Below are 23,417 nucleotides of genomic sequence, written 5' to 3' on the forward strand. Positions count from 1 at the left end.
ACCCCATCGCAGCGATCACCGCCTCCGAAGCCGACATCCACCCGCAAGGTCGGCATAATCCGGACATCGGCATAATGGACCCGGCAGCGCTGCCATGTCGCGCACAGCACCTTGGTGACGGCCGCCTTGATGCCTTCATGGGCATCGGAAACGACGAGCTTGACGCCGCACAGGCCGCGGCGGGTCAGCTTGCGCAAAAACTCCGTCCAGATCGGCTCGGCCTCAGACGTGCCGACCTCCATGCCCAGCACTTCGCGCCAGCCGTCTGCGTTGACACCGACGGCGATGATGACGGCGACCGAGACGATGCGTCCGCCGCGGCGCACCTTCAGGTAGGTGGCATCAATCCACAGATAGGGCCAGTCGCCCTCGATGGGCCTGTCGAGGAAGGCCTTCACCTTGCCGTCGATCTCCTCGCACAGCCGGCTGACCTGGCTCTTGGAGACGCCGCTCATGCCCATCGCCTTGACCAGGTCGTCGACCGAGCGCGTCGAGATACCCTGGACGTAGGCCTCCTGGATGACGGCGATCAGCGCCTCTCGGCCATGCGCCGCGGCTCAAGGAAGCTCGGGAAGTAAGAGCCCTTCCTGAGCTTGGGGATGCGCAGCTCGACGGTGCCGGCCCGCGTCTCCCAGTCTCTGTCGCGGTAGCCGTTGCGCTGGACAAGCCGCAGTGGGTTCTTCTCGCCATGGGCCGCGCCGGTGGCGGCGCCCACCTCCAGCTCCATCAGCCGCTCGGCGGCAAAGCCGATCATCTCGCGCAGGATATCGGCATCGGGGGTCTTCTCTACGAGCGTGCGCAGGTTCATCATGTCGTTGGTCATCGATGGTTCCTTCGAATCAGGTTGTGTCAGCAACCCAACCCTACCGAAGAACATCGATGACCGCCGCTGCGCCGCTCGCTCGCTACAGCGCTGTTGAGGGCGCGCTCGCGAGCGGCTTCGCTATCGCCGACCTACACCACGCGGTGGGACACGACCACTCCTCGCGGTGAAGAGGGTTTACGGTCCGCTCTGGTCGCGTTTAGGCGTTGCTCGCCATCGCCACGGCCTAAGCCCCTCCGGAAGCCAGGTCAAGTGCAACAAACAGGTGGGACATTGCGTTCCGCCGACTTCGAGGTCCGGCTGCGGCCTCAGCCCTGCTTCCTCGTAGCTCCACCCGACCAAGTCCATCGCCTTCTCGCGCAGGCCGGCCTCGACCGGAGCCGTCGGTTCCGGCCACGGTTCCGTCGACTCGCCGCCGCAGATCGCGATCCGGTAGGGTTCGCCGCTGCCCGAGTGCATCAATTGGCTGACGTTGATCTGGTAACCATAGCCGCAGGCGTGTCGGTCCACTCCGTCCACGAGATCCTTTATCGAAAAGACGACATTGCGACCTCGGCAACCTCGTTCGAAATCTCGCTGCCCGCAATGGACTTGATGGCGTAGCAGACGACATTGACTGCAGGCGCGATGCCCGACACTTGGATCAACGGCCGCCAAACAAGACAAACTGTGCAGCCCTATAAGCTTCCGCTCGACGGCATCCGCTTTTCGATTTCCTTTAATATGTTGGTTGCGCGTGCGATGCGGCTATGCTTGGCCAGAAAGTCCGTCTTCGCCTGCAGCCCAATCTGATCCCGAAACACCTTGTTTTCGCGCAGGCGCTGAAGGGCTTTGACCCAGTCCGACAAGTTGTCTGGGGACACCAGAACGCTGTTAACTCTATCCCTCAAAACTTCACGGATAACTGGCAGGTCGGAGGATACTGTCGGTTTGCCGTGCGCCATATACTCGAAGATCTTGAGCGGCGACATTCCCTCAGCGATATTTCGACCGCCGCCCTGGCCCTGTACATTTCTGAGATAGGGCGCGAGTACTCAGAACTTCCGTTCGTTCTCTGAGAAGTACGCACCTTGAGGTAAGCTATCGCCATCATGACAGGAGCTGCCAAATGAGGCGCAAGGAACCGGACAGCTGTGGTTTTGCTGCCGCGCTGCAGGCAATCGGCGGAAAATGGAAGACCTCGCTGCTATGGGAACTGCACCTGCGGCCTTACCGCTTCGCCGAACTGCGCCGTTTGCTGCCTGGCGTCAGCGAACAGGTGCTCACGCAACAATTGCGGCAGATGGAAGCCGACAGGCTGATCAGCCGGCGCGCCTATGACGAAGTGCCGCCTCGCGTGGAATACTCGATCACGCCGCTCGGCTTTAGCCTGAACGATGCGGTGACGGTCATGTCGGCCTGGGGCAAGCACCACGAGACATGGAAATCGCAACGTAAAGCGGCCTGATGCAGGAAGACCTATAGCGGCTCGGGCCGACCGCCGCGCGAAGGCTAATCAATACGCGGTCGCTGCTTGCCACGGCGGGCCAGAACATTGGCGACGACCAGCAGCACGATCGACAGTGCCATCATCAGCGTCGCGGCGGCGGTGATTGCGGGGGAGAGCTTCTCGCGCAGGCCGATGAACATCTCGAGCGGCATCGTGCGCTGATTGGCGCTGGCCAGAAACTGCGCCACGACGACCTCGTCGAACGAGGTGACGAACGCAAAGGCCGCCCCTGACAGCACGCCGGGCAGGATCAGCGGCAGCATCACCCTGAAGAACGATGTGATGGGTCTTGCGCCGGAGATGGCGGCGGCGCGCATCAGATTGCGGTCGAAGCCGGAGAGGCTCGCCCCCACCGTGACGACGACGAACGGGCTGGCGAGTGCGGTATGCGCCAGGATGATCCCGGCATAGGTGCTGGCGAGGCCGACGCGCGCATAGAACAGATACGAGCCGACGGCGGTGATCACCACCGGCACGATCAACGGCGACAGCAGCAGCGGCATGACGATGCGGCGGCCGGGAAATTTTTCGTCGGAAAGTGCGATCGCCGTCAACGTGCCGAGTATCGTTGCGATCAGCGTCGTCCCGAACGCAACGATCAGGCTGTTGCCGATGGCTGCCTGCCAGCGCTGGGTTCCGAGCACGACCTCGTACCAGCGCGTCGAAATTCCCTCCAGCGGAAAGATGAAGAAGGCGCCGCTGTTGAACGACAAGGGAACGGGAATGAGGATCGGCACGAGGAGGAACAGGATCACCATGCCGCACCACAGCCAGAGCAGGGTGATGCGGATTCTTTCGCCTGTCGTTGGATAGGGAGACAGCAACATGGCTACACCAGCTTGAGACGGTCGAGGCCGAGGATGCGGGCGAAGATGCCGAACAGCGCCAGGGTGAAGACGAGCAGGATGAAGCTGAGCGCCGCCGCCATCTCCCAATTCAGTTCGACATTGACATAGCTGGCGATGAAATTGCTGATCAGCTGATCGCTGGCGCCGCCGATCAGCGCCGGCGTTATGTAGTAGCCGAGGCAGAGGATGAAGGTGAGCAGGCAGCCGGCCATGACGCCCGGAAAGACCTGTGGAAGGTAGACGCGGCGGAACGCGGTGAAAGGTTTTGCGCCGAGCGAATAGGCAGCCTTCATCTGCGAGGGCTGGATGGTGCGCATGACGCTGTAGATCGGCAGCAGGGTGAACGGCAGCTGGATGTGGGTCATGGCGATGATCAGGCCGATGCGGCTGTACATCAAATCGAACCGGTCGTCGGCGACGCCGAGCCACAGCAGCAGGTCGTTGACCAGGCCGAATTTCTGCAGGAGCACCGTCCAGGCCGCGGTTCGCACCAGGATCGACGTCCAGAACGGCAGCAGCACCGCAACGATGAGGATTGCGGCGAGGCCCTTGGGCACGGAGGCGATGAGATAGGCGAGGGGGAAGCCCAGGACCAGCGTGGCTAGCGTCACGGCTGCGGCGACCAAAAATGTGCGCATGAACACCTGCACGAAGATCGCCTGTTCGGGTGGCACTCTTTCGATGCCGCCATCGGCATTCCAGCGCAGGTCAAGCGCGCTCAGCAGATAGAACGACGTCACGCTATGGGTGCCGCTCTCGATGACCGGCCATGTGCCCGGCGCCGACCAGAACGGCACCGCTTTCATCACCTCCAGCGGCGGCCGGTCGGCAGAATCCAGTTGGCGCACCGTCTTGAGCACCTGGCTGCGCGCGCCGGGGAGGCGGGCGTTGAGGCTCTTGGCGAGTTCGTAGGCGGTGCCCTTGGCCTGATTGCTGCGGAGATCGGCGGCAAGGGCCAGGAACGCAGCATCGTCGGGCAGTCCGGTGCCGTTCCAGCCGCGCAATGCCTGGCTGGTCTGCGGCAAGGCGTCGGCAATCGTCGGATCATAAACGGCGCGCGACAGCAACAGGACAATCGGGATGCCGAAGCTCAATGCCAGCAGCACCAGCAAAGGTGCCGCCAGCGTCAGCGATCGCAGGCGGTCGCCGAGATCGGCGCGGCGAAGTGCAGCCGCAACCGACTTTGCTGTGCCGGAATCGGCGGCCGACCAGTCGCGGCTTGCCCGCGGCCGGTCCAGTTTCGTGGGCTCGAGCGCCGACATTTTCCCTACTGCGCGAGCCAGGCGTTGAAGCGCTTGACCAGATCCTCGCCATAGTCGCCCCAGAATTCGGTATCGGCGACCAGGTAAGCGGTCATGTGGTCGGGTGCGTTCGGCAATTTCGGCAGGGCGTCCGGCGCGACGAAGGACGCCGCATCGATGCGCACCGGCCCGTAGGTGATGTAGCTGGCGAGCTTGGCGTTGATTTCCGGCTGGCTGATATAGGCAAGGTATTTGTAGGCCAGATCCGGGTTCTTGGCGCCCTTCGGAATGGCGATCATGTCATATTCGAGGATCTGGTTGTTCCAGACGATCTTGAACGGCGCCCCGTCCTTGTCGATGGCGTTCTGGATACGGCCGTTCCAGGCGGTGGTCATCACCACTTCCTTGGATGCGAGGAGCTGCGGCGGCTGTGCGCCGGCATCCCACCAGACGATGTCCTGCTTGATGGTGTCGAGCTTCTTGAAAGCGCGGTTGACGCCTTCGGGGGTTGCCAGCACCTCGTAGACATCGGCCGCCGCGACCCCGTCGGCCATCAGTGCCCATTCGAGGTTCTGTGCCGGAAACTTGCGCATCGCGCGCTTGCCCGGAAACTTCGTCGTGTCGAAGATGTCGAGGACCGAGGTTGGCGCCTCCTTCAGCACGTTGGGGTCATAGGCAAGGACATCGCCATAGGCGTCGAGACCGACGCCGCAGTCGAGCGCCGAACCTTCGATGAACTTTTCACGCGGGGCGATCCTGGAATAGTCGAGCCGCTCGAGAATGCCGGCGTCGCAACCCTGCAGCACGGTCGCGGTCTCGACCGTCACCAGATCGATCGGCACGTTGCCGGTATCGACCATCGCTTTGACCTTGCCAAGATCGCCAAGATATTCCTGCTCGACGATCTTGATCCCGGTTTCCTTGCTGAACGGCTCGAACCATGCCTTGCGCTGGGCATCCTGCCAGGCGCCGCCGCTGGCCATGATCGAAAGCTCTTCCGTGAAAGCGGCATTTCCCATGGTGATGAATGCTGTGGCTGCCGCGAAGGCGAACAGCCGGGCTTTTGTGATTTTCATTGTTCTTATTCCCCTGTTTTCGAGATGGAACCGCCCGTTCCGGCATCGGCCGGAAAGGCGCGGCAGTCGGTGGGCGCGCAGGAAACCGTGACCGGTTCCCCGTTGCCCATGGTCGCTTCGGGGCCGACCTTGACGGTCAGCACCTGGCCGCTTTCCAGCCTGGCCAGAAGACGCTGGTGGTCGCCGAGATAGATGCGGCCTTCGACCGTGGCGGCTAACGCATTTGCACCGTTCGAAGCGGGCGCGAGCTTCAACCGTTCCGGGCGGATGGCGACATGGCAGGCCGCGCCTTCGGCGACGCCGATGGCCAGCGCGGCGACCGAACCGCCGCCGTGCAGCGCGACGCGGCACTCCTTGCCGGAGACGCGCTCGACCTTGCCTTCCAGCGTGTTGTTCTCGCCGATGAAGCTGGCGACGAACGAGCTCTCCGGCGTGTTGTAGAGATCGTCAGGCGAACCGAGCTGGGCAATCCCGCCATTATTGAACACGGCAACGCGGTCCGACATGGTCAGCGCCTCGCTCTGGTCGTGCGTGACATAGACGATGGTGACGCCGAGCATGGTGTGCAGCTGCTTGATCTCGATTTGCATGTGCTCGCGCAGCTTCTTGTCGAGCGCGCCGAGCGGCTCGTCCATCAGCACCAGGCTTGGCTCGAACACCAGGGCGCGGGCAAGCGCGACACGCTGCTGCTGGCCGCCGGAAAGCTGTGCCGGCCGCCGGTCGCCGAATTGCCGCAGCCGCACCATGTCGAGCGCGCGGCCGACGCGGGATGCCACGTCCGCCCTGGTGGTCTTGCGGACCGAGAGCGGGAAGGCGACGTTCTCCTCGACGCTCATGTGCGGAAACAGCGCGTAGTTCTGGAATACCATGCCGATGTTGCGTTCGTAGGGCGGCAGCCTGTCGACCGACCGGCCTTCAAGCGTGATGACGCCGCTGGTCGGCCGTTCGAAGCCGGCAAGCATGTTGAGCGTCGTCGTCTTGCCCGAACCTGAGGGGCCGAGAAGGGTGAGGAACTCGCCGCGCGCCACGCTGAGGTTCAGCCGTGTCACCGCGAAAGTGCGGCCGTCATAGGATTTCTCGACATCGACGAACTCGACAAATCCCCGGCCACCGGCATTGGGGCTGCCGGCATTGGCTTCCGGTGCCGGACCGGCGCTGTCGCGTGACAGGCCTGTCGCTTCGGCGATCACGGACGGAAATCCGTTGAGCGCCGGCGATGGCCGCTTGTCGAAACGAGGTGGTGCTTGCCGTCCATGTGCCGGTCTCGCTTGACGCTGGCCGCGCATGGCGGCAAACCAAAACTTGTATGCTCACACAATCAATCGCTAAAGAACCATAGATGCAGACAAGTTTGCCCGTCAAGCAGCTTTCTTCGATATTGTGTGAGATTTTTAGCTCGGATTTCGGATTAAGGCACCGGACAAGCGCTATTGTCCGGAGCATTGTCTTATGCTAGATGCGCCGGTAGCCAGAGTGTCAACACACCGAAACCGCTAATCCGCATGCTTCAGGACCTGCAACTCGCCTCGGAGGAAGGCCCAGTCTACCGGCGCCTTGCCGACGCTATTGCCGAACGGATTACCGCCGGCACGCTTGCGGTTGGAGACCGACTGCCGCCGCAGCGCGAGATTGCCCGCGCGCTTGGCATCAACGTCACCACGGTGACGCGGGCGCTGTCGACGCTGCAGCAGCGCGGCCTGCTCGAAGCGCGGCCCGGACGCGGCACCACGGTGGCTGCCCGCAATGGCGGCGAAGGACCCGGTTTCGTGTCGGCGCCAAGCGACGACAGCGGCGTCATCGACCTTTCCGTCAACCGGCCGGCAACCTCGGCCTATCTCGATGCCCTGGCCCTGCTGCTGCCGCGCCTGGCCAAGGACCGGCACTACGCTACGCTTCAGGACTATCACCCGCCCGAGGGGCCGCTGTGGGCGAGGGCGGCGATCGCCGAGTGGATGCAGCCGGTCGCCGGCGCCGGCGATCCCGGCCGGGTGGTGCTGGCGACGGGCGCCCAGCATGGGCTGGATTGCGTGCTTGGCGCGGTGACCAGGCAGGGCGAGGTCGTGCTCGCCGACGAAGTGACCTATCAGGGCATCAATGCACTGTGCCGGGTGCACGGGCTCGATCTCAGAGGCATCGCCATGGACCGTGGCGGCATGCGGGCCGACGCGTTCGAGGCGGCCTGCGTGCAGTTGCGCCCGCGCGCGGTCTTCCTGGTGCCGACCCTGCACAACCCGACCACCATCACGCTGGGCGAGGAGCGCCGGCACGAGCTGGTGACTGTCGCCCGTCGCCATAACGTCCTCATCATCGAGGATGACGTCTATCGGCCGCTGGCGGACAATCCGCCGCGGTCGCTTGCCAGCCTCGAGCCCGAATTGACGGTTCACATCGGCGCCTTGTCGAAATGCCTTGCCCCGGGACTGCGCCTCGGTTTTGTGATCGCGCCACGCGCCATAGCCGGCCAGGTCGCTGCGGCCTTGCGCATAAACTGCTGGAGCATCAGCCCTCTGACCGCGCTGATCGGCGCACGGCTGATAGAAGAGGGCTCGGCGGCGCGTATCATCGAAGCCCAGAAGCAGGAGCTTCGCCAGCGCCAGGCCATCCTCACCGAAATCCTCGGCCGCTACGATGTCCAGAGCCACGCCACCTCGACGCATGCCTGGCTGCGCCTGCCGGAGCCGTGGCGCGGCGCGGGTTTCGCTCGTACCTGCCTGGAACGTGGCGTTGCCGTTCTTCCCGGCGATGCCTTCGCGGTCGGGCGCGAGCCGGTGCAGCACGGAGTGCGCATCAATGTCGGCGCCGCGCGCTCGCTCGACGATCTGCGCACCGCGCTGAACACCATGGCCGAACTGCTCGCGGCCGGGCATCTGCAACTGCCTGGCTTCGTCTAGGGGTTTAGTCGTGGCAGCAGCGGAAACCGTTGAAATCGCCATTGTCGGCGCTGGCGTTATCGGGCTTGCGACGGCGCTCCGCCTTGCCGCCGAGGGCCGCGAAGTCTTGCTTGTCGACCCCAATGAGCCGGGCTCCGGCGCTTCGTTCGGCAATGCCGGAACGATCGCCGAATATGCCTGTATGCCGGTCGGCAATCCGGCCGTTCTGCGCGCGCTGCCAAAACTGCTGCTCGATCCAGACAGCCCTTTTTCGCTTCGCTGGCCGGCTCTGTTCCAGTTGGCGCCGTGGCTGGTCAGTTTTGTCAGAGAGTCGCTTCCGGCGGCCACCCGGGCCAATGCGCTGGCGCTCGCCGGGCTTCTCGCCGAGGCCCTGCCGGCCTGGGAGGAGATGGCGAAAGAGGCCGATATGGTCGACCTGCTGCGCCGCAACGGCTGCCTCTACCTGTATCGTCGCGAGAGCGGTTTCGCCAGGGCGGCCGGTGGCAGGGCGCTGCGCGCCGGGTTTGGCGTGCATCAGGAGGTTCTGACGCCGGGAGAGGTGGCCGCGCTCGAGCCGAGCCTGCCCACGACCGGGGCCAGCGGACTGTACTTCCCGGATTCGATGAATGTCACCGATCCAAAGACGCTGATGCGGCGGCTGCTCGATGCCGGAACCGCCCGCGGCGTGTCGGTGGCACAGGCTGCCATATCAGGGCTGCAGGTCGAGGCGGACGGTGTCAGGCTCAGCGGTTCCGGCCTTCGCATCAAGGCGAATACGGTGGTGATCGCCGCGGGTGCGCAATCGCGGGCGTTGGCTATGCAGGTCGGCGACAGCATCCCGCTCGAGACCGAACGCGGTTATCATCTCGAATTCCCGACCGAAGCGCCTTTGCTCAATCGTCCGGTCTGTCCTGTCGATCTCGGCTTCTACATGACGCCGATGACCGGCCGGCTGCGTGTCGCCGGAACCGTCGAGCTCGGCGGGCTTGCAGCGCCGGCAAATCCGCGCCGGCTGGCGCTGCTGGATCGCGGTGCCAGGCAGTTCTTCCCCTCACTGGGCCGGTCCTCATCCGAATGGCTCGGGTTCCGGCCGTCGCTGCCCGATTCCCGGCCCGTCATCGGTCGGTCACGTGGCGGCCGCAGGGTGATCCATGCCTTCGGTCATGGTCATCTCGGCCTCACTCTGGCGCCGATCACCGCCCGCTTGGTCGCCGACCTCATTGCCGGGCGCGGCGATCCTGACTGCCTCGCGCCCTTTGCGGTGGGCCGCTTCGCTGCTTGACGCTAGGTCGGCTCCGCCGCGGCAGCGTAGCGCGTGAGCATTGGACAGGCAGTTCGGCACCATTCAAGCAAAAACCCGCCCCCGTCTCCGGAGCGGGTCTGTTGCCTGAGGCGGAACTCAACACATGTCCGCAGCCGCAAGGTCACCTCGCGATGCTGAAGATCTGGTTAACCCGCCATATTTGATTCAAATCCAGCTGTGGATGTTCGCCTTTGGGTAAATCGAAATGGGCCATCGTTGTCCAGCGGCGGGCAAAAGGAGAATCCATGACCAGTGACTTTGCCGCAGCCCACCTCCATCTTGAACGAGCCTGTCACTATTTGCGCGGCGATGACGAGACGAGCAGCGCGGCGCGCGCCGCCCTGGACATCCTGATCGATGCAATTGTCGCAGCCCAGTACAAGCGTCCGCCCGCTGACGTGGTGGAATTTCCCAGAACGGCAAAGCAGCGTTAGTCGGCGAAGCGCGGCGCATCCGCAAGATTAATGCGCCGCTTCAAGTTCTTGTTTTCATACATGTCGTTGTGTTGACATGTCGTTGTCCTGATACTGCTGCGCGCCCTCGGGTCAGGCCCGAGGGCATGCCTTGGGCGACATGCAGTCGCGGGCGAAACAAATGGAGCGGGATGGCCAGTTCAAATTAAACGCATCCCGCTTTGGGTCCGCCGCACCTCTCCCAATGGCTGATGCTCGGCAGCAGGAGCTACCGACGACGGCGGATTGACTCTTACTCTGCGCTCGTGCTGATGTTGCAGTGCAACATAGGGCAGCGGGGGCTAACTGGTGTTTATTGGGCAGCAGCAGTATTCAAGCGCGACGCCGATATGGAACGTTGGTCGCAGCAAGATCACGAAAGTCAGAGGACGGGACGATACATTTGACGGATTGACCGCATTTGCCCCGTTCTGGGCAATGGCGGCGATCTTCAGTATCGCCGGTGATATCTACTCCATGCTTGGCTACAAGGGGCCGCTGTTTGCCGCTCTGAGCTGGTCGGTCGTCCTGTTCAGCCTGCTACTCCTGCTGTACCCGCGGCGAACCGAGTTCTTGATCGGGCTCGTGATGGTATCGCTTGTGCTGTACGCGCTGCGCATGCCGGTCGCTTCGAACAACAAGACGATCACGGCGGTGATGAACGGGGCTATCCTGCTCAGTGCGGCAGTGCTCTATCTGCGGGCCGCCGGCCGCGGCGCCGCGCTGGCCCGGATGGAGCTTTATCAACAGATCCGGATCGTCGCCCGGGCGCTGCTCGCCATCATGTATTTCTACGGCATCTTCCACAAGATCAACACCGATTTCCTCGATCCTTCCGTGAGTTGCGCGGTGGGCCTCTACGCTCCGCTGGCTCGTCCGTTCGGCCTCGAGGACAATCTGTTTGGCCGGTATCTTGCGATCTTCGCCACCTTCGTCATTGAGGCGATCGCGATTGTGTCTCTCTACTGGAAGCGCTATTTCGCCGTGGGGTTCATCCTCGCACTCGTCTTCCATTACGTGATCCCGATCTCGGCCTATTCCTGGTACATGGACTTTTCCAGCCTGGTGTTCGCGCTGTATGTGCTGAGCATCCCCACGCCCGCCAGCGAGGCGCTCTATCGCAGCTCGCTGGAGTTTACCAATCCGCTGCGCGAGACGTTCGGCCGGATCGGGATCTTGCTGCCGGGCGCCGCCGTGATGCTGTTCGCGGTCACTCTCGTCATTCTGCTCACCTATGCTTTTCCCGGGCGCTCCTTCGACATGATGGTCCACTCCGTCTGGATCCTCATTTGGGCGGTAGTGGGCGGCGCGGCGATGGTCGTGCTGGCCCATGTGGCTCTGCAGAATCTGCCTTGCCAGACCGTTTCCTCGCCGCGCCAGCCGCTCTGGGTCTATTTGGTGCCGGGCTTGTTCTTCCTTTCCTGCCTGTCACCCTATGTCGGGCTCAAGACGGAGAGTTCCATCAACATGTTCAGCAATCTGCACACGGAAGCCGGCCAGACCAACCATCTGCTCTTTCCCAGGCCACCATACATGTTCAACTATCAAAACGAGGTGGTGAAGATCGTTGATTCCTCGGAGCCCCATCTCGTCCGGCAGTCGCTGGCGGGCAATTACCACGTCCTCCTCGATCTGAAGAAACAGCTGCGCCGGAAGCCCGAGGCTTGGGTGACTTACGTGAAGGATGGCGAGACGATTACCCGCGCCAACGCGTCGACCTTCGCGGGCGAAATGCCCAGCCTCATCGAACGCAAGTTGCTTGTGTTCAAGTTGGTGGATTTCTCGCGGCCGAAGGCCTGCACCCACTGAACGCCGCTCTCACGAATGAAATTGGTAGATGTCGCCGGGCCGTCGACTTAAGCCATCCATTTCGTCAGGAAATGTCCAAAGCGCGTCGCGCCTGTAAGATTAACGCGCCGCTTTAAGTTCATGGTCGCTATCGCAAAACCGCTGCGCACCCTCGGGTCAGGGCCCGAGGGCATGCTTTTGGGCAACATGCTTTAGCGCCGTTCGAGGTCGGCAGGGATCAGCGAGCGGCCGCGAAGCCTCAGGGTGGCCCGGCGTCCGAGCTTGAGCGCCGGATAGATCAGCCGCGCGGCCGTCCTGTTCGAGAGAATCCTGCGGTTGAGCCAGCCGAAAAACGTCGAAGAGGAACTGAGGATCGCCAGGAGATTGATGGCTTCCTCGCCGTGGTAGACGCGATCCTCGAAAACGAAGAGCATGCCCTCGTTCAGGTCGAAGCCCTGGCGCTGATACCCGACAACGCGCGGGTCGCCGGAGCGCGCGTCGAGCAACTCGACAGGACCGACCGCGTCGCGCAGCTGGGCAAAGCGGACAAAGCTCTGGCAGAAGATGCAGTCGCCGTCATAGACGATAAGCGCCGACTTGCCGGGGGGCTTCATTGCAGCGTCGGATCCTGACTTTGCTCAATCGGTGCTTCTACGGAGCTATCGATCGCGCAATTGCTGTAGAACGCGCAGCCGGAGACGACGGGCAGGTTGCTGAAGGCGTCGACGATGGCGACGAGCACCAGCCCGACAATGCCGAGCATCAACATTTTCTTATAGGCGGACAAGTCGCGAAGCATCTTGGTCCTTTGCTGCTTGAATCGGACCTGGTCGATCCGAGGTCAAAGCGCGATCGATTTCAACAGCCGGCTGGTTGCAAGAACGGCAGCCCGTGCCGGCCAAGGTTTCCTATCGCTTGAACTGCCATAGTCGGCACCAGCCTGTTATTGTGCAACGCAACAATGGGTGAAGATCGGCGGAAAATCAAGCGGAATGCTAAATTTCGCCGACTTTTGCGACATTGCGTCGGCGGCAACCGGCAATGCGGACCTCCGAGCCAATTCGCACTTGCCACACAGTATGATGCAATGCACAATCGCCATCGAAACCGAAGGACCGGGCCGGCCGATAAGCCGTATCCAGGAAACGCTGAAGTTGAACCTGCCCATACGTGAGACCTGGCTGGACACCGCCAAGGGCTTGGGGATCACCCTTGTCGTCATGGCCCACGTCCTCGACCACAGCACCTGGCGCTGGGCGCACCCGATTTACTTTACGGCATCGCTGTTCTTCATGCCGTTCTTCTTCATCATATCCGGCTACCTTTTTGCCGTCACGGAGAGGAAGGCGCTTTTCCGGAAGCGCGTCCAGGGCCTGCTCATTCCCTATGTAATGTTTCTCGGCGCGATCATGGCGAGCGTGCTCGTTGTGGACTTTTTGCGCGGCGACACCCCGGCGCCCTGGCAGATCAGGGAACTCATCACCGACGCGCTGCTGGGCGGACGGCACCTGACGCGCGAACTCGGCGTGTTCTGGTTCGTCACCTGCCTCGTCGCCACGCAACTTGTCTATAACGAGGTCGCGATCAGGACCAGCGGACCGACCGATCCCGGAATGCTGATCTTCGTCGGCGCATCCGTCGGCCTCGCCTATTCAATCCAGGCCTACTGGCAGGACGTGCGCGCGCCGCTGGCTCTGACGAATGTGCCGCTCGCCATCGGCGCATTCTGGTTCGGACATTTCCTGCGCGAACGCGGCATGAGCGCGCTGTGGTCGGCGGTGTTTGTCGTGGCGGTTGCCGGGGTTGCGCTCGCGGCGGCGCGGTCGGGGTCCGACTTTACCTTCAGCATGAAGAACGCCATCTTCGGCCCGCCGCTTCTCGGCCTGCTCGTTGCATTGGCGATCTCGACCTTTATCCTCGGCCTCGTCCGCTTCATGGCGATGCCGAGCTTGCGCATCGCTCCGTTGGCGGAAATCGGCGCAGCCTCCCTGGTGATCATGTTCGTCCATCAGTTCGTTCATTTCACGCTGCGGGACTTCGGAATGTCTTCCGAGTTGGCGCTGATCGCCCTGTCGCTCGGACTTCCCTATCTGCTCTATCGCGGACTGAGGTCGTCCCGGATACTGTCGCCCTGGTTCATCGGAAGCGGAGACCTGGCGCTCAGCATCCAACTGATGAGGCGGAGCCTCGCCTTCCGGGCAGGCTGAGCAAGGACGCGGATCGTCTGCCTTGCCGGCCCGGGGCGTGCGCGTGTCGGCATCCGATTACGATCCCCCGGGCAGACCTTCCTGGCCCCTGTTCCCGCGAGCGCGGCGGGCGTATTCTCGCGGTCCGACGGGTCGAAAATCATCAGGGGAGGAGATTGCGATGGCTGAGGCAACGCGCCACGACGCTTGGCAGGCCGGGGATAGTTACGACCTCTATATGGGGCGATGGAGCCGTCAGATCGCTCCACCTTTCCTGGATTGGCTCGATCCGGCGGAGGATCTGGACTGGCTGGAGGTGGGTTGCGGAACCGGGGCGCTGTCGGCAGCCATCCTGGCCCGTTGCAATCCCAGGAGCCTGGTGTCCATAGACGCGTCGGAGGGGTTTCTCGCCAAGGCGCGGGCAAACGTGCCGGACAAGCGTGTCGCGTTTCTCGCAGGCGATGCGCAGGCCTTGGCAGTCGAATCGGGCAGCAAGGACATGGTCGTGTCGGCGCTTGTCCTCAACTTCGTCCCCGACAGGCAAAAGGCGCTCGCCGAGATGCGGCGGGTGGCCCGCCCTGGAGCGACGATTGGATTCTATGTGTGGGATTATCCTGGCGGCGGGGTGGAATTCATGCGGGCCTTCTGGACCGCTGCGACGGCGCTTGACCCCGGTGCCATCGACCTTACCGAGGACAGACGTTTTCCATTTTGCACACAAGATGGATTGACCGATTTGGCGGAGAAGGCGGGCCTGGGCTCCATCGACTCCACCCGGATTGAAATGCCGGCCGTGTTCAAGGACTTTGAGGACTACTGGCGTCCCTTCACCCTGGGTGCGGGACCAGCGCCCGGCTACTGCATGAGTCTCGAACCCGCAGCTCGCCAGAGATTGATGGAGAGGCTCCGCGACAGTCTGCCGCGCGGCGAGGGCGGGTCCATTCCCCTGAAAACGAGAGCCTGGTCAGTCAAGGCGAAGGTGCGCTGATGACCGGCAGCCCATGTCGCGCCAGACCGGCAGGCGGCCAATCATAGACTGCCGGCGCAAAGTTCGGGTTGACCGGCCTTGTGCGCGAAGCGACTATTCGTCTGGACAGCCGAGATGCAGATTGCGCGAGGAGATTACGATGGACGAGCCCGATCGCTGGCGTCACATGTCGAGCGCGCCAAGGGATGGCAGCCGAATCCTTGTCACGGTTCGGCCGTCTGAGCAGGGGCCGGCGGAAGTCGACCTGGCCTACTGGTCTCGAGCCGACCAGTTCGGCAGCGAAGGCTGGCGCGCTTCCGACTCGTCGCCCGGACGCGTGGTTGAATACGCCGAACCCGAGCTGAAATGCTGGATGCCGCTGCCGACCGCCAATCTGAGCAAGGGTTCATTGCCGAGCCCCTGGGACGAAGAAGATGTCCCGCTGCTGGATGGATCGGGGATATGAGGCTGAGCGCGAAGGGGAGTTTTCACCTTAAAAAGGCCATTGGGATCGAGCCGAAACCCGCTGTCGTGCTCACCGGCGCCAGAACGAGTTGCTTATCTCTGCTTCGATCTGCGCCAGCCTCAAGCCAATATCGTCTGTCAACTTAAGTGTATTTTTCATAGCGATGCGCGGTTTGAATGGCTGCAGTCGCCGGAAAAAATCACGCCCAAGTCGCGCGATCAGCGCGCATGCGCGGATCGCGGTGGTCCGGAAATCGAACGAGCGGACCGTTGATACCCGGCAGGCCCGCTGCTTCTCGAGATAATGCGTAAGTGCAATATCGTGGCGTAACGGGCCGCCGCGCGGCTGCTCATTTTGACCGGGATCATCATGCCAGATGGGCCATTCGGACGAACTCGGGCGTAGCATAGTGTCCTCCTGAAATAAGGGCTGCTCGTCCGGACAATCTCCACCACGGCCGTGAGAGGCGCGTTGGAGCCAGCGTGAAGGATTCGTGAAAACGCCAGGCCGATGAAAATGACGGTTGAATTAGGGACAACTACAGGAAAGGATCGCAACCAAAGTGGTGGCCGTGGGCGGACCCGATGTCGCACCCTCATCTCTGTCTGCTGGGCGGTTTCGACTTCGCCGGAGGCGCAGCGGCGACCCCGGTTTTCAGCCGCAAGGCGCGCGCTATGGTGGCTTATCTCGCCCTGCAATCCGGACACTCGCAGTCACGCGAGAAGCTTGCCGCGCTTTTGTGGGGCGGCAACGGTGAGGCCCAGGCGCGGATGAGCCTTCGACAGGCCCTATCGGCTATCAGGAAAGGGATGGACGGATCCGATGGCCGAACGTTCCTGACCGACGGCGAGAGCATTACCCTCAATATCGACGATCTTGATTTCGATGTCGTGCGGTTCGAGGCGCTGGCCGCCGGTTCCGAACCGGAGCACCTCGAACAGGCGCTTGTCGTCTATCGCGGCGACCTGCTCGACGGCTTCGGCCTGAAGGAGGAGCCGTTCGAGGATTGGCTGCGGGTCGAGCGCGAGCGCCTGAGGGCGATGGCCGTCGCGGCACTGGACAAGCTCGTCGCGCATTACTGCACCACGAACGATCCTGCCTCATGCGTGCGCTCGACAACGCGCCTGCTCGCCATGGAGCCGCTGAGGGAGGATATCCACCGCGCCCTGATGCGAGCCTATGCGGCTCAGGGCCGGCTCACTCTCGCGCTGAAGCAATATGAAAATTGCCGCGGTGCGCTGCAGCGGGAACTGAACCTGCAGCCCGAGCCGGAAACCCGACATCTCTATGAAGACCTGCGGACGCGCCGCATGACACCCGCAAGCCGCCTCCCGGGCAGCTGCCTCGGCGTCGTCTTCCCAGACGCCGCCACCGTCGCCAGCCCGAACCGGCGAGCGGCCGGCGTTCCCGGCCGAGCCGATGCGCCCCGCGACCCATTACGTCAAATCGGCCGGGATCAACATCGCCTATCAGGTGACCGGCGACGGCCCGGTCGACCTGATCTATGTGCCTGGATGGGTCTCCAACCTTGACCTTGCCTGGTCGTCGCCGCGGCTTTTGCATGTGCTCCATCGCCTCAGCGCCTTCTCGCGCCTGATCCGCATGGATAAGCGCGGCACGGGGCTGTCCGATCGAAATGTCGGTTTGCCGACCCTGGAAGAGCGGATGGAGGACATGCGGGCGGTGCTGGATGCGGTCGGCTCGAAGCGCACGGTTCTGTTCGGCAGCTCCGAGGGCGGTCCCATGTGCATGCTGTTCGCGGCGACCTATCCCGAGCGCACGGCGGCACTTGTGCTCAACGGAACCTATGCCAGGGGCAGATGGTCGAAGGATTACCCCTGGGCAAGGACAAGCGAGCAGGTGGAAGAAGACCTGGCCGCCATCGAGCGACAGTGGGGGAGCCGGCGGATATGAGCAATGCGGCACCCAGCCTGATGAACGACGCGTTCGAAAGAGAATGGTTCGCCGCTTACCTCAGGAGTTCAGCCTCGCCAGCCGACGCGATCGCGCTGTGGCGCTGGGGCACCGAAATCGATGTTCGCGCCCTTCTCCCAGCCATTCACGTCCCGACACTGATCGTGCAGACGGCGGGCGACCGCTGGGTAAAACCGGAAGAGGGGCGCTACCTGGCAACGCATATCGAAGGCGCCAAATACATCGAGCTTGCCGGCCGTGATCACGTAATCTGGGGCGAGAATTCCGATCGCCTGGTCGACGAGATCCAGACCTTCGTCACCGGCACCTTGCCGGCAGCGGGCGAAGGGGTTCTGGTGTCGGTGCTGTCCCTGGAGATAGCCGGCCCCCCTTCTGGTGTTGGCGCAGATCTGATCGAGCGATACGCCGAAGAGATCCGCGGCGAACTGCTCGCTGCCGAAGGCAGACAGATCAGGCGCTCCGCAAGCGGATTTTTCGCCGTGTTCCAACGGCCGACGCGGTCGATCCAGTGCGCGATCGCGATCCGTCATCGCCTGAGGCATTCCGGTCTCGATGTCCGCTCGGCAGTCCATACCGGCGAATGCCAAGTGCGCGGCGATGACTTCACTGGCGTTGCGATCGAGCTGTCATCGCGGCTGCTCGATCACGCGCGGCCGGGCGAGATCATCGCGTCGCGGACGGTGCGCGATCTGGTAGTCGGCTCCGGCCTGACATTCGAAGGGCATGGCGAACTGGAAGCGAGCGGGCTGCCCGGTGGCCTGCAGCTTTTTTCCGTCAGTAAACTGGCTGTCTGACATTGGCCGACAACAAATCGCGGCGTGCAGGTTCGGCATCGGGCAGCCGGCCGTCGCCAAGCGGCCGCTGCCCTCACGCCATCCGCCTTCGCTGATCTGACCGATGTCCGTCGCTCGTCAGAACAGGAACGCAGCCGTGGCCGGGTTCGCGCCCGTACGGCCGTTTGATGAATCCATACCTCGAATGAGCTCGAGGTCCTTTGAATCCAGCTCGAAATCGAAGACGTCGAAATTGGCGGCAATCCGGTCCTGGTGGATCGACTTTGGAATGACGATCAGCCCTTCATGAAGATGCCAGCGGATGATCACCTGCGCCACGGACTTGCGGTGTTTTCCGGCGATCTTTTCGAGGGTCGGGTCGCTCAACAGCAGGCCGCTGCCCAGCGGGCTCCAGCTTTCGATGCGGATGTTGTGCGTGCTGTGAAATTCTCTGGTCTGGCGCTGTTGAAACCGGGGATGGAGTTCGATCTGGTTGACTGAGGGTGTGACACCAGTTTCGCCGATGATCCGCTCCAGATGGTCGTGGTTGAAATTCGAAACGCCAATCGACTTGGTCCGGCCGGATTGCCTGAGTTCGATCAGCGTCTTCCACGCCTCGACATATTTGCCCTGGCTGGGCACTGGCCAGTGGATCAGGAACAGGTCGATCTGCTCGATGCCGAGCTTGTTCATCGTCTCGTCGAAAGCCCGCAGGGCGGCGTCACGCTGATGCGCGCCGTTGCGCAGTTTCGAGGTGATGAACAGTTCGCTCCTCGGTACGCCAGCCGTGCGGATCGCCTGCCCAACGCCTTCCTCGTTCTGGTAGCCTTCGGCGGTGTCGATCAATCTGTAGCCGGCCTCGATTCCCCAACTCACGACTTGGGCCGTAATGGCTGGATCGACCTGCCAAACGCCAAGGCCGATCTGGGGAATGGCTGAGCCATCATTCAATGTGATCTGCTCAACTTTAGTCAGGGTAATTTGTTCAGGCATGCTCAGGTCCTTCTGCATCGCTCCGCCCCGGCGCAGTGCTTATCTAGGCGCGGCGTCCGCCAATGCGAGTCGACAGGTGGAGAAGTAGAAGTGCGCCGTGAAGCCGGGATGAGGTCCGGTTCGAACGGCCCAGCGTTTCCAAACACGATTCCAGAGATCAATACATTGGACCGGTGGATGGCACGCCAATCCGGATCGATCTCGAAAAATCAGGCGAAAGGCCTGACTCCCGCGCACGGCCGTCGATGTGGGCTGCCTCCCTCAAAACCGACATCGGCAAGCTGACATCGAGCGCACCCCGTGCATACGCATACTCGGGAAGATAGCCGTTAACGATGAGGCGCCAGTCAAGGGGGACCACGTCACCGACAGCTCGCATCATCTTGACGATCGTGGTCGTGCAGTTCGTCGTGATGGAATTATAGAATTCTGGAGTCGTGGAAAGTGCATTTGCGTCCAAGACGTATTCCAGCAAGAGCGCCCGGGCCGCTTCCGGTGATACTTTTAGCCGATAGATTTGGACATCCTCTCCGCGAACGTTTGACCTGACGCCGACGACGTCTCGCTCGTCAGCCGCAATAATGACCAGGGGATTGCTCTTGAACAGGTCTGCCACGGGTGAAAACTTGCCGCCTCCATGGCGCCGCACCTCAATCGACCAGGCAAGATAGTCACCTCCTGCAAAGCCGAAGCTTATGATGACATGGGCGATTTTGGTCCCGGACCAATAAGACATGAAGAGGTCGACCGTCTGAACGTTGGAGAGATCGTAGGTCCGCGTTGTCCAGCGTTCGGTGAAATCAGTAGCGCTACGCCACTCGAAGTCGCGCACATCAGTCAGCGTCAACAGGTTTCCGTCGCGTGTGCCGGTTACCTGACGGGCGACGTCGCGCGCCCAGTCCGCGTGATCGAAAGGCCTGATGGTGCTCCACCAAACCAGAACCACAGCTAACGCAGCTGCAAACAGGACAAGCGCCCTGATGCGAAACCGGCTGAAGAGGGCGATGATAGTGGCGAGGCCGAACAAGATGAACAGGACGCCGGCCAGAGCCCGTCCAAGCTCAGCCACAGGCAGACGATACCACATGGCAAGTCCGGCCCAGGCAGTCAGGATTGCGACGGCCAGCGAAAGGATGATGGCAAGCGAGATCCGAGCGATGCGACGCATTTATTCCCCCCCTCTGGCAGTCTGTCATTGCCTGGATGCCATTTCTCACGGAACGCTCGAAGACAACAACTCTACATGTCCATATTGGAGCACCAATCGGTCCGATACCATTTTCGCCGCGGATTTCGCAGGCGTGGAGCGAGCGAGAAGGTGCCCACGCGAAACGGACGCGCTCGGCATCGGCCGTTCGATGAAGTGAGCGCGCGAGCTCACGGGCCCTAACAAGATCCTTCATCCATCCATCCGTACCTCAAACGCCCGTCAATCTACCCGGAACAGGTTCTCTCTGTTCCAGTCCAACAAAACCGATACTCGCCTCGCTGGAATATCTAACGCGACTCCGTCATGATCTTTCCACCTTGCCGAGCGTCGCTGCCGAGCGCGGTGACGCCGACGCAGGTCATGAGAGTAGGCTAGGCCAGTGCAGCGGATCCACCCGACGACCTTTCTTTTTGCGGCCCGAGCCCTGCGCGATATGGGCGATGGGTTCGTGGCCGTTCTGTTGCCAGTCTACCTGCTCGCATTGGGTTTCACGCCTCTGCAGGTCGGCATCATCGCGACCGCATCGCTACTCGGTTCAGCGCTCTTGACCATCGCCGTCGGAGTCCTTGGTGCCCGACACGATCACCGCCGTCTCCTGCTTGCCGCCACCAGTCTGATGGTCGCCACGGGTGTGGCCTTTGCCCTGGTTCATGACTACGCGCTGCTTTTGGTGATCGCGTTCGCAGGCACCATCAACCCGTCGGCCGGCAGCGTCAGCGTGTTCGTGCCATTAGAGCATGCCGTGCTCACACGCGAAGTCACTGATGCAGCCCGGACCAAGATGTTCGCGCGTTACAGCTTGGTGGGCGCGCTTGCAGGCGCCGTTGGCGCACTCGCTTCGGCGACCCCTGATCTTGTTGCTCCATCCGGCCTCGACCAACTCACCGGCATCAAGGCCATGTTCGTGCTCTACGCGTTGCTCGGCCTGCTCGGCGGCCTCTTCTACGCGCGGATCCCGCAGCGCCGTCCCACCTCGGACACAGGTACCGCGTCCGCGCTCGGCCCCTCGCGCAATATCGTTCTCAAGCTTGCGGCTCTTTTTAGCCTTGATGCTTTCGCCGGCGGCTTTGTCGTCCAGTCGCTGCTTGCCCTATGGCTGTTCGAAAAATTCGACCTGTCGCTTTCGGAAGCGGGATTTTTCTTCTTCTGGTCCGGCGTGCTTTCGGCGTTCTCATTCCCCGTTGCAGCTTGGCTGTCCCGGCACATCGGACTCATCAACACGATGGTGTTCACACACATTCCGTCCAGCATCGCCCTGATGCTGGCGGCGCTTGCGCCGACGCTACCTCTGACACTGGCCCTGCTGCTGGTCCGCGCTGCGCTTTCGCAGATGGACGTCCCGACGCGCTCATCTTACGTCATGGCCGTTGTCACGGAAGCGGAGCGGGCGGCGGCCGCGAGCTTCACATCTGTCCCGCGCAGTCTGGCCGCGGCAGCCAGTCCGGCGCTGGCGGGCGCTCTGCTTGCTGCCTCTTTCCGAGCTTGGCCCCTCCTCATCTGCGGTGCATTGAAGATCATTTATGACCTGCTGCTGCTGCTGCAGTTCCGGCACTTGAAGCCCCCAGAGGAGCGGTGAGGCCAGCCTTGTCGGTTTGGGGCGTTTAGCCAGGAGGGATCGATCGCGGCGGCAAAGCGTTTGAAAGGTGTCGACCGTTTTGAGCTGGCTCGGAGCGTGAAATGTCGCCTCGCTTCCTGCTGACGTTATTCGCCGCCCTTTATCCGGCATCATCGGTGCACGCCGGTGTCGATGTCGAGCGCGCACTGGAAGCCTTCCACAGCACCTGCCTGGCACACGGTGACCGCTTCGACCGAGCGGGTCACGACCGCGACGAGTTTTGGACGCGATTTCAGCAGACTGATCGGCTGGCTGCGGCAGAACACCGTGACAAGGCTCGCAGACGTCCGCCGCCTGGCTACGCCACCGAGCGATCACGGGTTCCATCCGCCGCTGCCGTACTGACGGGTAATGATCTCGAGTAGATGACCGTTGGGGTCCTCGAAATAAACCCCGCGGCCGCCGTCGTGGCGATTGATCGCGCCCAGCTGCGTCCGGCCAGGATCAGCCCAGTACGGCAGGTCCCGTTCACGAATCCTGGCGAAGATCTCGTCGAACTCGGCTTCGCTGACCAGGAAGGCGTAATGCTGCGGCCTGATTTCGCCTGAGGTATCCATGTAGTCGAGGTTGGCACCGTTTTCGGTGGTGACCATCTGGAAAGGCCCCCAGCGCCTCGGGGCGGAAAGGCCAAGCATTTCCGCCAGGAACTTTGCCGACGCCTCGCTGTCGCGGGCCGGCAGTATTGTGTGGTTGAAATCGATAGCCATGCCATCACTCCCTTCGATCTCTCCTCGCATGTCGTTGTTCCACGACTGAAGCGATGCTGCACGAGATGGGGTCGAAGGCCATCATGCTCAAGCCGGCGTGGCAACCTGCCCGATGACCTGCACGGGGTCAGCTTGGTGAATACGGACGATGATCATTTCGCCGCTCTCCGGCACCTCGCCGGTCAAGCCGGTGATGTTGACCTGATGCGTGACAAGCACCACAGGTCCGCCGAAACGCTGCCCGCGGAGCCAGGCCAGAAGGGCAGCGGTGCGCACTTCTGCGGCCGAACTGTCGCCAAAGACCGAATTGAGCAGCTCAAGAGGCACGACGTCGCCGATCCCGAGCAGGCGAGCGGTATCGAGGCAGCGACACCACTGGCTCGAATAGACGGCTGCCGACGAGATGCCATTCGCACGGAACCGGTCGCCGATCGCGCGGGCCTGCGCACGACCTTGTTCCGACAGATTCCGCTGGGTGCTGCAGTCACCGAGCCTGAAGCCAGGTGGATCGCCGGAGCCTGGGGCCGCGGCATGGCGCAGCAGCGCAATGGCTTCTCCAGATCGCAGGGCTGCCCAGAGTGGCCCGGAGGCTTGGGCTGTGCCGAAGGCAGCCGCTCCGAGCGACAGGACAAGAAATCGCCGACGTCCAATTCGCATCTCACCTTTCCGATTGGC

25 protein-coding genes and 1 pseudogene are annotated in these 23,417 nt (G+C 62.5%); 12 read left to right on the forward strand and 14 right to left on the reverse strand.

Going from position 1 to position 23,417, the window contains the following annotated elements; all coding sequences use genetic code 11:
* Window positions 1–71: 71 nt before the first annotated feature.
* A pseudogene (locus tag AC0L3D_RS07740) lies at window positions 72–823 on the reverse strand (IS256 family transposase); the annotation flags it as partial.
* Between the two features lie 677 nt (window positions 824–1,500).
* Window positions 1,501–1,794 (reverse strand): glycosyltransferase, encoded by a 294-nt coding sequence (locus AC0L3D_RS07745; RefSeq protein WP_473643749.1) that lies wholly within the window; start codon window positions 1,792–1,794, stop codon window positions 1,501–1,503.
* 137 nt (window positions 1,795–1,931) lie between these two features.
* Between AC0L3D_RS07745 and AC0L3D_RS07750 the strand changes: the two genes are divergently transcribed.
* On the forward strand, window positions 1,932–2,270 hold the full coding sequence (locus AC0L3D_RS07750) for a winged helix-turn-helix transcriptional regulator (RefSeq protein WP_473643751.1): 339 nt from the start codon (window positions 1,932–1,934) through the stop codon (window positions 2,268–2,270).
* 44 nt (window positions 2,271–2,314) lie between these two features.
* Here the strand turns inward: AC0L3D_RS07750 and AC0L3D_RS07755 are convergent, their stop codons facing one another.
* The 4 genes from AC0L3D_RS07755 to AC0L3D_RS07770 are packed head-to-tail and all read right to left on the reverse strand — an operon-like array spanning window position 2,315 to window position 6,664.
* Complete coding sequence (locus AC0L3D_RS07755) at window positions 2,315–3,139, reverse strand: ABC transporter permease (protein WP_091599287.1); 825 nt, start codon at window positions 3,137–3,139, stop codon at window positions 2,315–2,317.
* Window positions 3,140–3,141: 2 nt separating this feature from the next.
* Complete coding sequence (locus AC0L3D_RS07760; protein ID WP_473643753.1) at window positions 3,142–4,422, reverse strand: ABC transporter permease; 1,281 nt, start codon at window positions 4,420–4,422, stop codon at window positions 3,142–3,144.
* A 5-nt stretch (window positions 4,423–4,427) separates the two neighbouring features.
* The gene (locus tag AC0L3D_RS07765) at window positions 4,428–5,477 is read right to left on the reverse strand and encodes an ABC transporter substrate-binding protein (RefSeq protein WP_473643755.1); all 1,050 of its coding nucleotides are present in this window, start codon (window positions 5,475–5,477) and stop codon (window positions 4,428–4,430) included.
* Between the two features lie 5 nt (window positions 5,478–5,482).
* Window positions 5,483–6,664 carry an ABC transporter ATP-binding protein gene (locus AC0L3D_RS07770; RefSeq protein ID WP_473643879.1) on the reverse strand — a complete coding sequence of 394 codons (1,182 nt, stop codon included), beginning with the start codon at window positions 6,662–6,664 and terminating at the stop codon, window positions 5,483–5,485.
* A 315-nt stretch (window positions 6,665–6,979) separates the two neighbouring features.
* On the opposite strand from AC0L3D_RS07770, the gene AC0L3D_RS07775 reads away from it, so the two are divergent.
* The 4 genes from AC0L3D_RS07775 to AC0L3D_RS07790 all read left to right on the forward strand — a co-directional run bounded on the left by AC0L3D_RS07775 (window position 6,980) and on the right by AC0L3D_RS07790 (window position 11,911).
* Complete coding sequence (locus AC0L3D_RS07775; RefSeq protein ID WP_473643757.1) at window positions 6,980–8,368, forward strand: aminotransferase-like domain-containing protein; 1,389 nt, start codon at window positions 6,980–6,982, stop codon at window positions 8,366–8,368.
* Between the two features lie 10 nt (window positions 8,369–8,378).
* A complete protein-coding gene (locus tag AC0L3D_RS07780; protein WP_473643759.1) occupies window positions 8,379–9,629 on the forward strand; it encodes an NAD(P)/FAD-dependent oxidoreductase in 1,251 nt (416 codons plus the stop codon).
* Window positions 9,630–9,895: 266 nt separating this feature from the next.
* Window positions 9,896–10,084, forward strand: coding sequence for a hypothetical protein (locus AC0L3D_RS07785; RefSeq protein WP_023799140.1), 189 nt, complete (start codon window positions 9,896–9,898; stop codon window positions 10,082–10,084).
* 429 nt (window positions 10,085–10,513) lie between these two features.
* Window positions 10,514–11,911 carry a thiol-disulfide oxidoreductase gene (locus AC0L3D_RS07790; RefSeq protein WP_473643760.1) on the forward strand — a complete coding sequence of 466 codons (1,398 nt, stop codon included), beginning with the start codon at window positions 10,514–10,516 and terminating at the stop codon, window positions 11,909–11,911.
* A gap of 191 nt (window positions 11,912–12,102) precedes the next feature.
* Here AC0L3D_RS07790 and AC0L3D_RS07795 read toward each other — a convergent pair whose 3' ends face one another.
* Complete coding sequence (locus tag AC0L3D_RS07795; RefSeq protein WP_473643762.1) at window positions 12,103–12,504, reverse strand: DCC1-like thiol-disulfide oxidoreductase family protein; 402 nt, start codon at window positions 12,502–12,504, stop codon at window positions 12,103–12,105.
* Window positions 12,501–12,653: a hypothetical protein gene (locus AC0L3D_RS07800; protein ID WP_473643764.1), complete on the reverse strand. Its 153-nt coding sequence runs from the start codon at window positions 12,651–12,653 to the stop codon at window positions 12,501–12,503. The genes AC0L3D_RS07795 and AC0L3D_RS07800 overlap by 4 nt, the downstream gene beginning before the upstream one ends.
* Before the next feature lie 391 nt (window positions 12,654–13,044).
* Between AC0L3D_RS07800 and AC0L3D_RS07805 the strand changes: the two genes are divergently transcribed.
* From AC0L3D_RS07805 to AC0L3D_RS07815, 3 genes are all read left to right on the forward strand, one after another.
* Window positions 13,045–14,097 carry an acyltransferase family protein gene (locus AC0L3D_RS07805; protein WP_473643766.1) on the forward strand — a complete coding sequence of 351 codons (1,053 nt, stop codon included), beginning with the start codon at window positions 13,045–13,047 and terminating at the stop codon, window positions 14,095–14,097.
* 160 nt (window positions 14,098–14,257) lie between these two features.
* Window positions 14,258–15,064 carry a class I SAM-dependent methyltransferase gene (locus AC0L3D_RS07810; RefSeq protein ID WP_473643768.1) on the forward strand — a complete coding sequence of 269 codons (807 nt, stop codon included), beginning with the start codon at window positions 14,258–14,260 and terminating at the stop codon, window positions 15,062–15,064.
* Between the two features lie 139 nt (window positions 15,065–15,203).
* On the forward strand, window positions 15,204–15,509 hold the full coding sequence (locus AC0L3D_RS07815) for a hypothetical protein (protein WP_023799134.1): 306 nt from the start codon (window positions 15,204–15,206) through the stop codon (window positions 15,507–15,509).
* A gap of 69 nt (window positions 15,510–15,578) precedes the next feature.
* Here the strand turns inward: AC0L3D_RS07815 and AC0L3D_RS07820 are convergent, their stop codons facing one another.
* Complete coding sequence (locus AC0L3D_RS07820) at window positions 15,579–15,917, reverse strand: hypothetical protein (protein ID WP_473643770.1); 339 nt, start codon at window positions 15,915–15,917, stop codon at window positions 15,579–15,581.
* A gap of 176 nt (window positions 15,918–16,093) precedes the next feature.
* On the opposite strand from AC0L3D_RS07820, the gene AC0L3D_RS07825 reads away from it, so the two are divergent.
* The 3 genes from AC0L3D_RS07825 to AC0L3D_RS07835 are packed head-to-tail and all read left to right on the forward strand — an operon-like array spanning window position 16,094 to window position 18,238.
* On the forward strand, window positions 16,094–17,041 hold the full coding sequence (locus tag AC0L3D_RS07825) for an AfsR/SARP family transcriptional regulator (protein ID WP_473643772.1): 948 nt from the start codon (window positions 16,094–16,096) through the stop codon (window positions 17,039–17,041).
* Window positions 16,983–17,423 carry an alpha/beta fold hydrolase gene (locus AC0L3D_RS07830; RefSeq protein WP_473643774.1) on the forward strand — a complete coding sequence of 147 codons (441 nt, stop codon included), beginning with the start codon at window positions 16,983–16,985 and terminating at the stop codon, window positions 17,421–17,423. Before AC0L3D_RS07825 ends, AC0L3D_RS07830 begins: the two co-directional genes overlap by 59 nt.
* Complete coding sequence (locus AC0L3D_RS07835) at window positions 17,420–18,238, forward strand: hypothetical protein (protein ID WP_473643776.1); 819 nt, start codon at window positions 17,420–17,422, stop codon at window positions 18,236–18,238. The genes AC0L3D_RS07830 and AC0L3D_RS07835 overlap by 4 nt, the downstream gene beginning before the upstream one ends.
* A gap of 117 nt (window positions 18,239–18,355) precedes the next feature.
* On the opposite strand, the gene AC0L3D_RS07840 is transcribed toward AC0L3D_RS07835, so the two are convergent.
* On the reverse strand, window positions 18,356–19,210 hold the full coding sequence (locus AC0L3D_RS07840; protein WP_473643778.1) for an aldo/keto reductase: 855 nt from the start codon (window positions 19,208–19,210) through the stop codon (window positions 18,356–18,358).
* Between the two features lie 157 nt (window positions 19,211–19,367).
* Window positions 19,368–20,378, reverse strand: a complete 1,011-nt coding sequence (locus tag AC0L3D_RS07845) for an Lnb N-terminal periplasmic domain-containing protein (protein WP_473643780.1) — start codon at window positions 20,376–20,378, stop codon at window positions 19,368–19,370.
* 475 nt (window positions 20,379–20,853) lie between these two features.
* Between AC0L3D_RS07845 and AC0L3D_RS07850 the strand changes: the two genes are divergently transcribed.
* The gene (locus tag AC0L3D_RS07850; protein WP_210334896.1) at window positions 20,854–21,996 is read left to right on the forward strand and encodes an MFS transporter; all 1,143 of its coding nucleotides are present in this window, start codon (window positions 20,854–20,856) and stop codon (window positions 21,994–21,996) included.
* Between the two features lie 149 nt (window positions 21,997–22,145).
* Here AC0L3D_RS07850 and AC0L3D_RS07855 read toward each other — a convergent pair whose 3' ends face one another.
* The 3 genes from AC0L3D_RS07855 to AC0L3D_RS07865 all read right to left on the reverse strand — a co-directional run bounded on the left by AC0L3D_RS07855 (window position 22,146) and on the right by AC0L3D_RS07865 (window position 23,399).
* Window positions 22,146–22,301 carry a hypothetical protein gene (locus AC0L3D_RS07855; protein ID WP_473643782.1) on the reverse strand — a complete coding sequence of 52 codons (156 nt, stop codon included), beginning with the start codon at window positions 22,299–22,301 and terminating at the stop codon, window positions 22,146–22,148.
* 48 nt (window positions 22,302–22,349) lie between these two features.
* Complete coding sequence (locus tag AC0L3D_RS07860) at window positions 22,350–22,742, reverse strand: VOC family protein (RefSeq protein WP_473643784.1); 393 nt, start codon at window positions 22,740–22,742, stop codon at window positions 22,350–22,352.
* Between the two features lie 87 nt (window positions 22,743–22,829).
* Window positions 22,830–23,399: a histidine phosphatase family protein gene (locus AC0L3D_RS07865; protein ID WP_473643786.1), complete on the reverse strand. Its 570-nt coding sequence runs from the start codon at window positions 23,397–23,399 to the stop codon at window positions 22,830–22,832.
* Between the last annotated feature and the right edge of the window lie 18 nt (window positions 23,400–23,417).

It is taken from the genome of Mesorhizobium sp. WSM4837, from assembly GCF_055811435.1.

Excerpts from the sequence above, each read along its gene's own strand:
- AC0L3D_RS07845 (WP_473643780.1), bottom strand. The coding sequence starts at position 20,378 with ATGCGTCGCATCGCTCGGATCTCGCTTGCCATCATCCTTTCGCTGGCC.
- AC0L3D_RS07850 (WP_210334896.1), top strand. The coding sequence starts at position 20,854 with ATGGGCGATGGGTTCGTGGCCGTTCTGTTGCCAGTCTACCTGCTCGCA.
- AC0L3D_RS07800 (WP_473643764.1), bottom strand. The coding sequence starts at position 12,653 with ATGCTCGGCATTGTCGGGCTGGTGCTCGTCGCCATCGTCGACGCCTTC.
- AC0L3D_RS07745 (WP_473643749.1), bottom strand. The coding sequence starts at position 1,794 with ATGTCGCCGCTCAAGATCTTCGAGTATATGGCGCACGGCAAACCGACA.
- AC0L3D_RS07820 (WP_473643770.1), bottom strand. The coding sequence starts at position 15,917 with ATGCTACGCCCGAGTTCGTCCGAATGGCCCATCTGGCATGATGATCCC.
- AC0L3D_RS07810 (WP_473643768.1), top strand. The coding sequence starts at position 14,258 with ATGGCTGAGGCAACGCGCCACGACGCTTGGCAGGCCGGGGATAGTTAC.
- AC0L3D_RS07765 (WP_473643755.1), bottom strand. The coding sequence starts at position 5,477 with ATGAAAATCACAAAAGCCCGGCTGTTCGCCTTCGCGGCAGCCACAGCA.
- AC0L3D_RS07860 (WP_473643784.1), bottom strand. The coding sequence starts at position 22,742 with ATGGCTATCGATTTCAACCACACAATACTGCCGGCCCGCGACAGCGAG.
- AC0L3D_RS07815 (WP_023799134.1), top strand. The coding sequence starts at position 15,204 with ATGGACGAGCCCGATCGCTGGCGTCACATGTCGAGCGCGCCAAGGGAT.
- AC0L3D_RS07750 (WP_473643751.1), top strand. The coding sequence starts at position 1,932 with ATGAGGCGCAAGGAACCGGACAGCTGTGGTTTTGCTGCCGCGCTGCAG.
- AC0L3D_RS07785 (WP_023799140.1), top strand. The coding sequence starts at position 9,896 with ATGACCAGTGACTTTGCCGCAGCCCACCTCCATCTTGAACGAGCCTGT.
- AC0L3D_RS07840 (WP_473643778.1), bottom strand. The coding sequence starts at position 19,210 with ATGCCTGAACAAATTACCCTGACTAAAGTTGAGCAGATCACATTGAAT.
- AC0L3D_RS07825 (WP_473643772.1), top strand. The coding sequence starts at position 16,094 with ATGTCGCACCCTCATCTCTGTCTGCTGGGCGGTTTCGACTTCGCCGGA.
- AC0L3D_RS07760 (WP_473643753.1), bottom strand. The coding sequence starts at position 4,422 with ATGTCGGCGCTCGAGCCCACGAAACTGGACCGGCCGCGGGCAAGCCGC.
- AC0L3D_RS07835 (WP_473643776.1), top strand. The coding sequence starts at position 17,420 with ATGAGCAATGCGGCACCCAGCCTGATGAACGACGCGTTCGAAAGAGAA.
- AC0L3D_RS07865 (WP_473643786.1), bottom strand. The coding sequence starts at position 23,399 with ATGCGAATTGGACGTCGGCGATTTCTTGTCCTGTCGCTCGGAGCGGCT.
- AC0L3D_RS07775 (WP_473643757.1), top strand. The coding sequence starts at position 6,980 with ATGCTTCAGGACCTGCAACTCGCCTCGGAGGAAGGCCCAGTCTACCGG.
- AC0L3D_RS07795 (WP_473643762.1), bottom strand. The coding sequence starts at position 12,504 with ATGAAGCCCCCCGGCAAGTCGGCGCTTATCGTCTATGACGGCGACTGC.
- AC0L3D_RS07755 (WP_091599287.1), bottom strand. The coding sequence starts at position 3,139 with ATGTTGCTGTCTCCCTATCCAACGACAGGCGAAAGAATCCGCATCACC.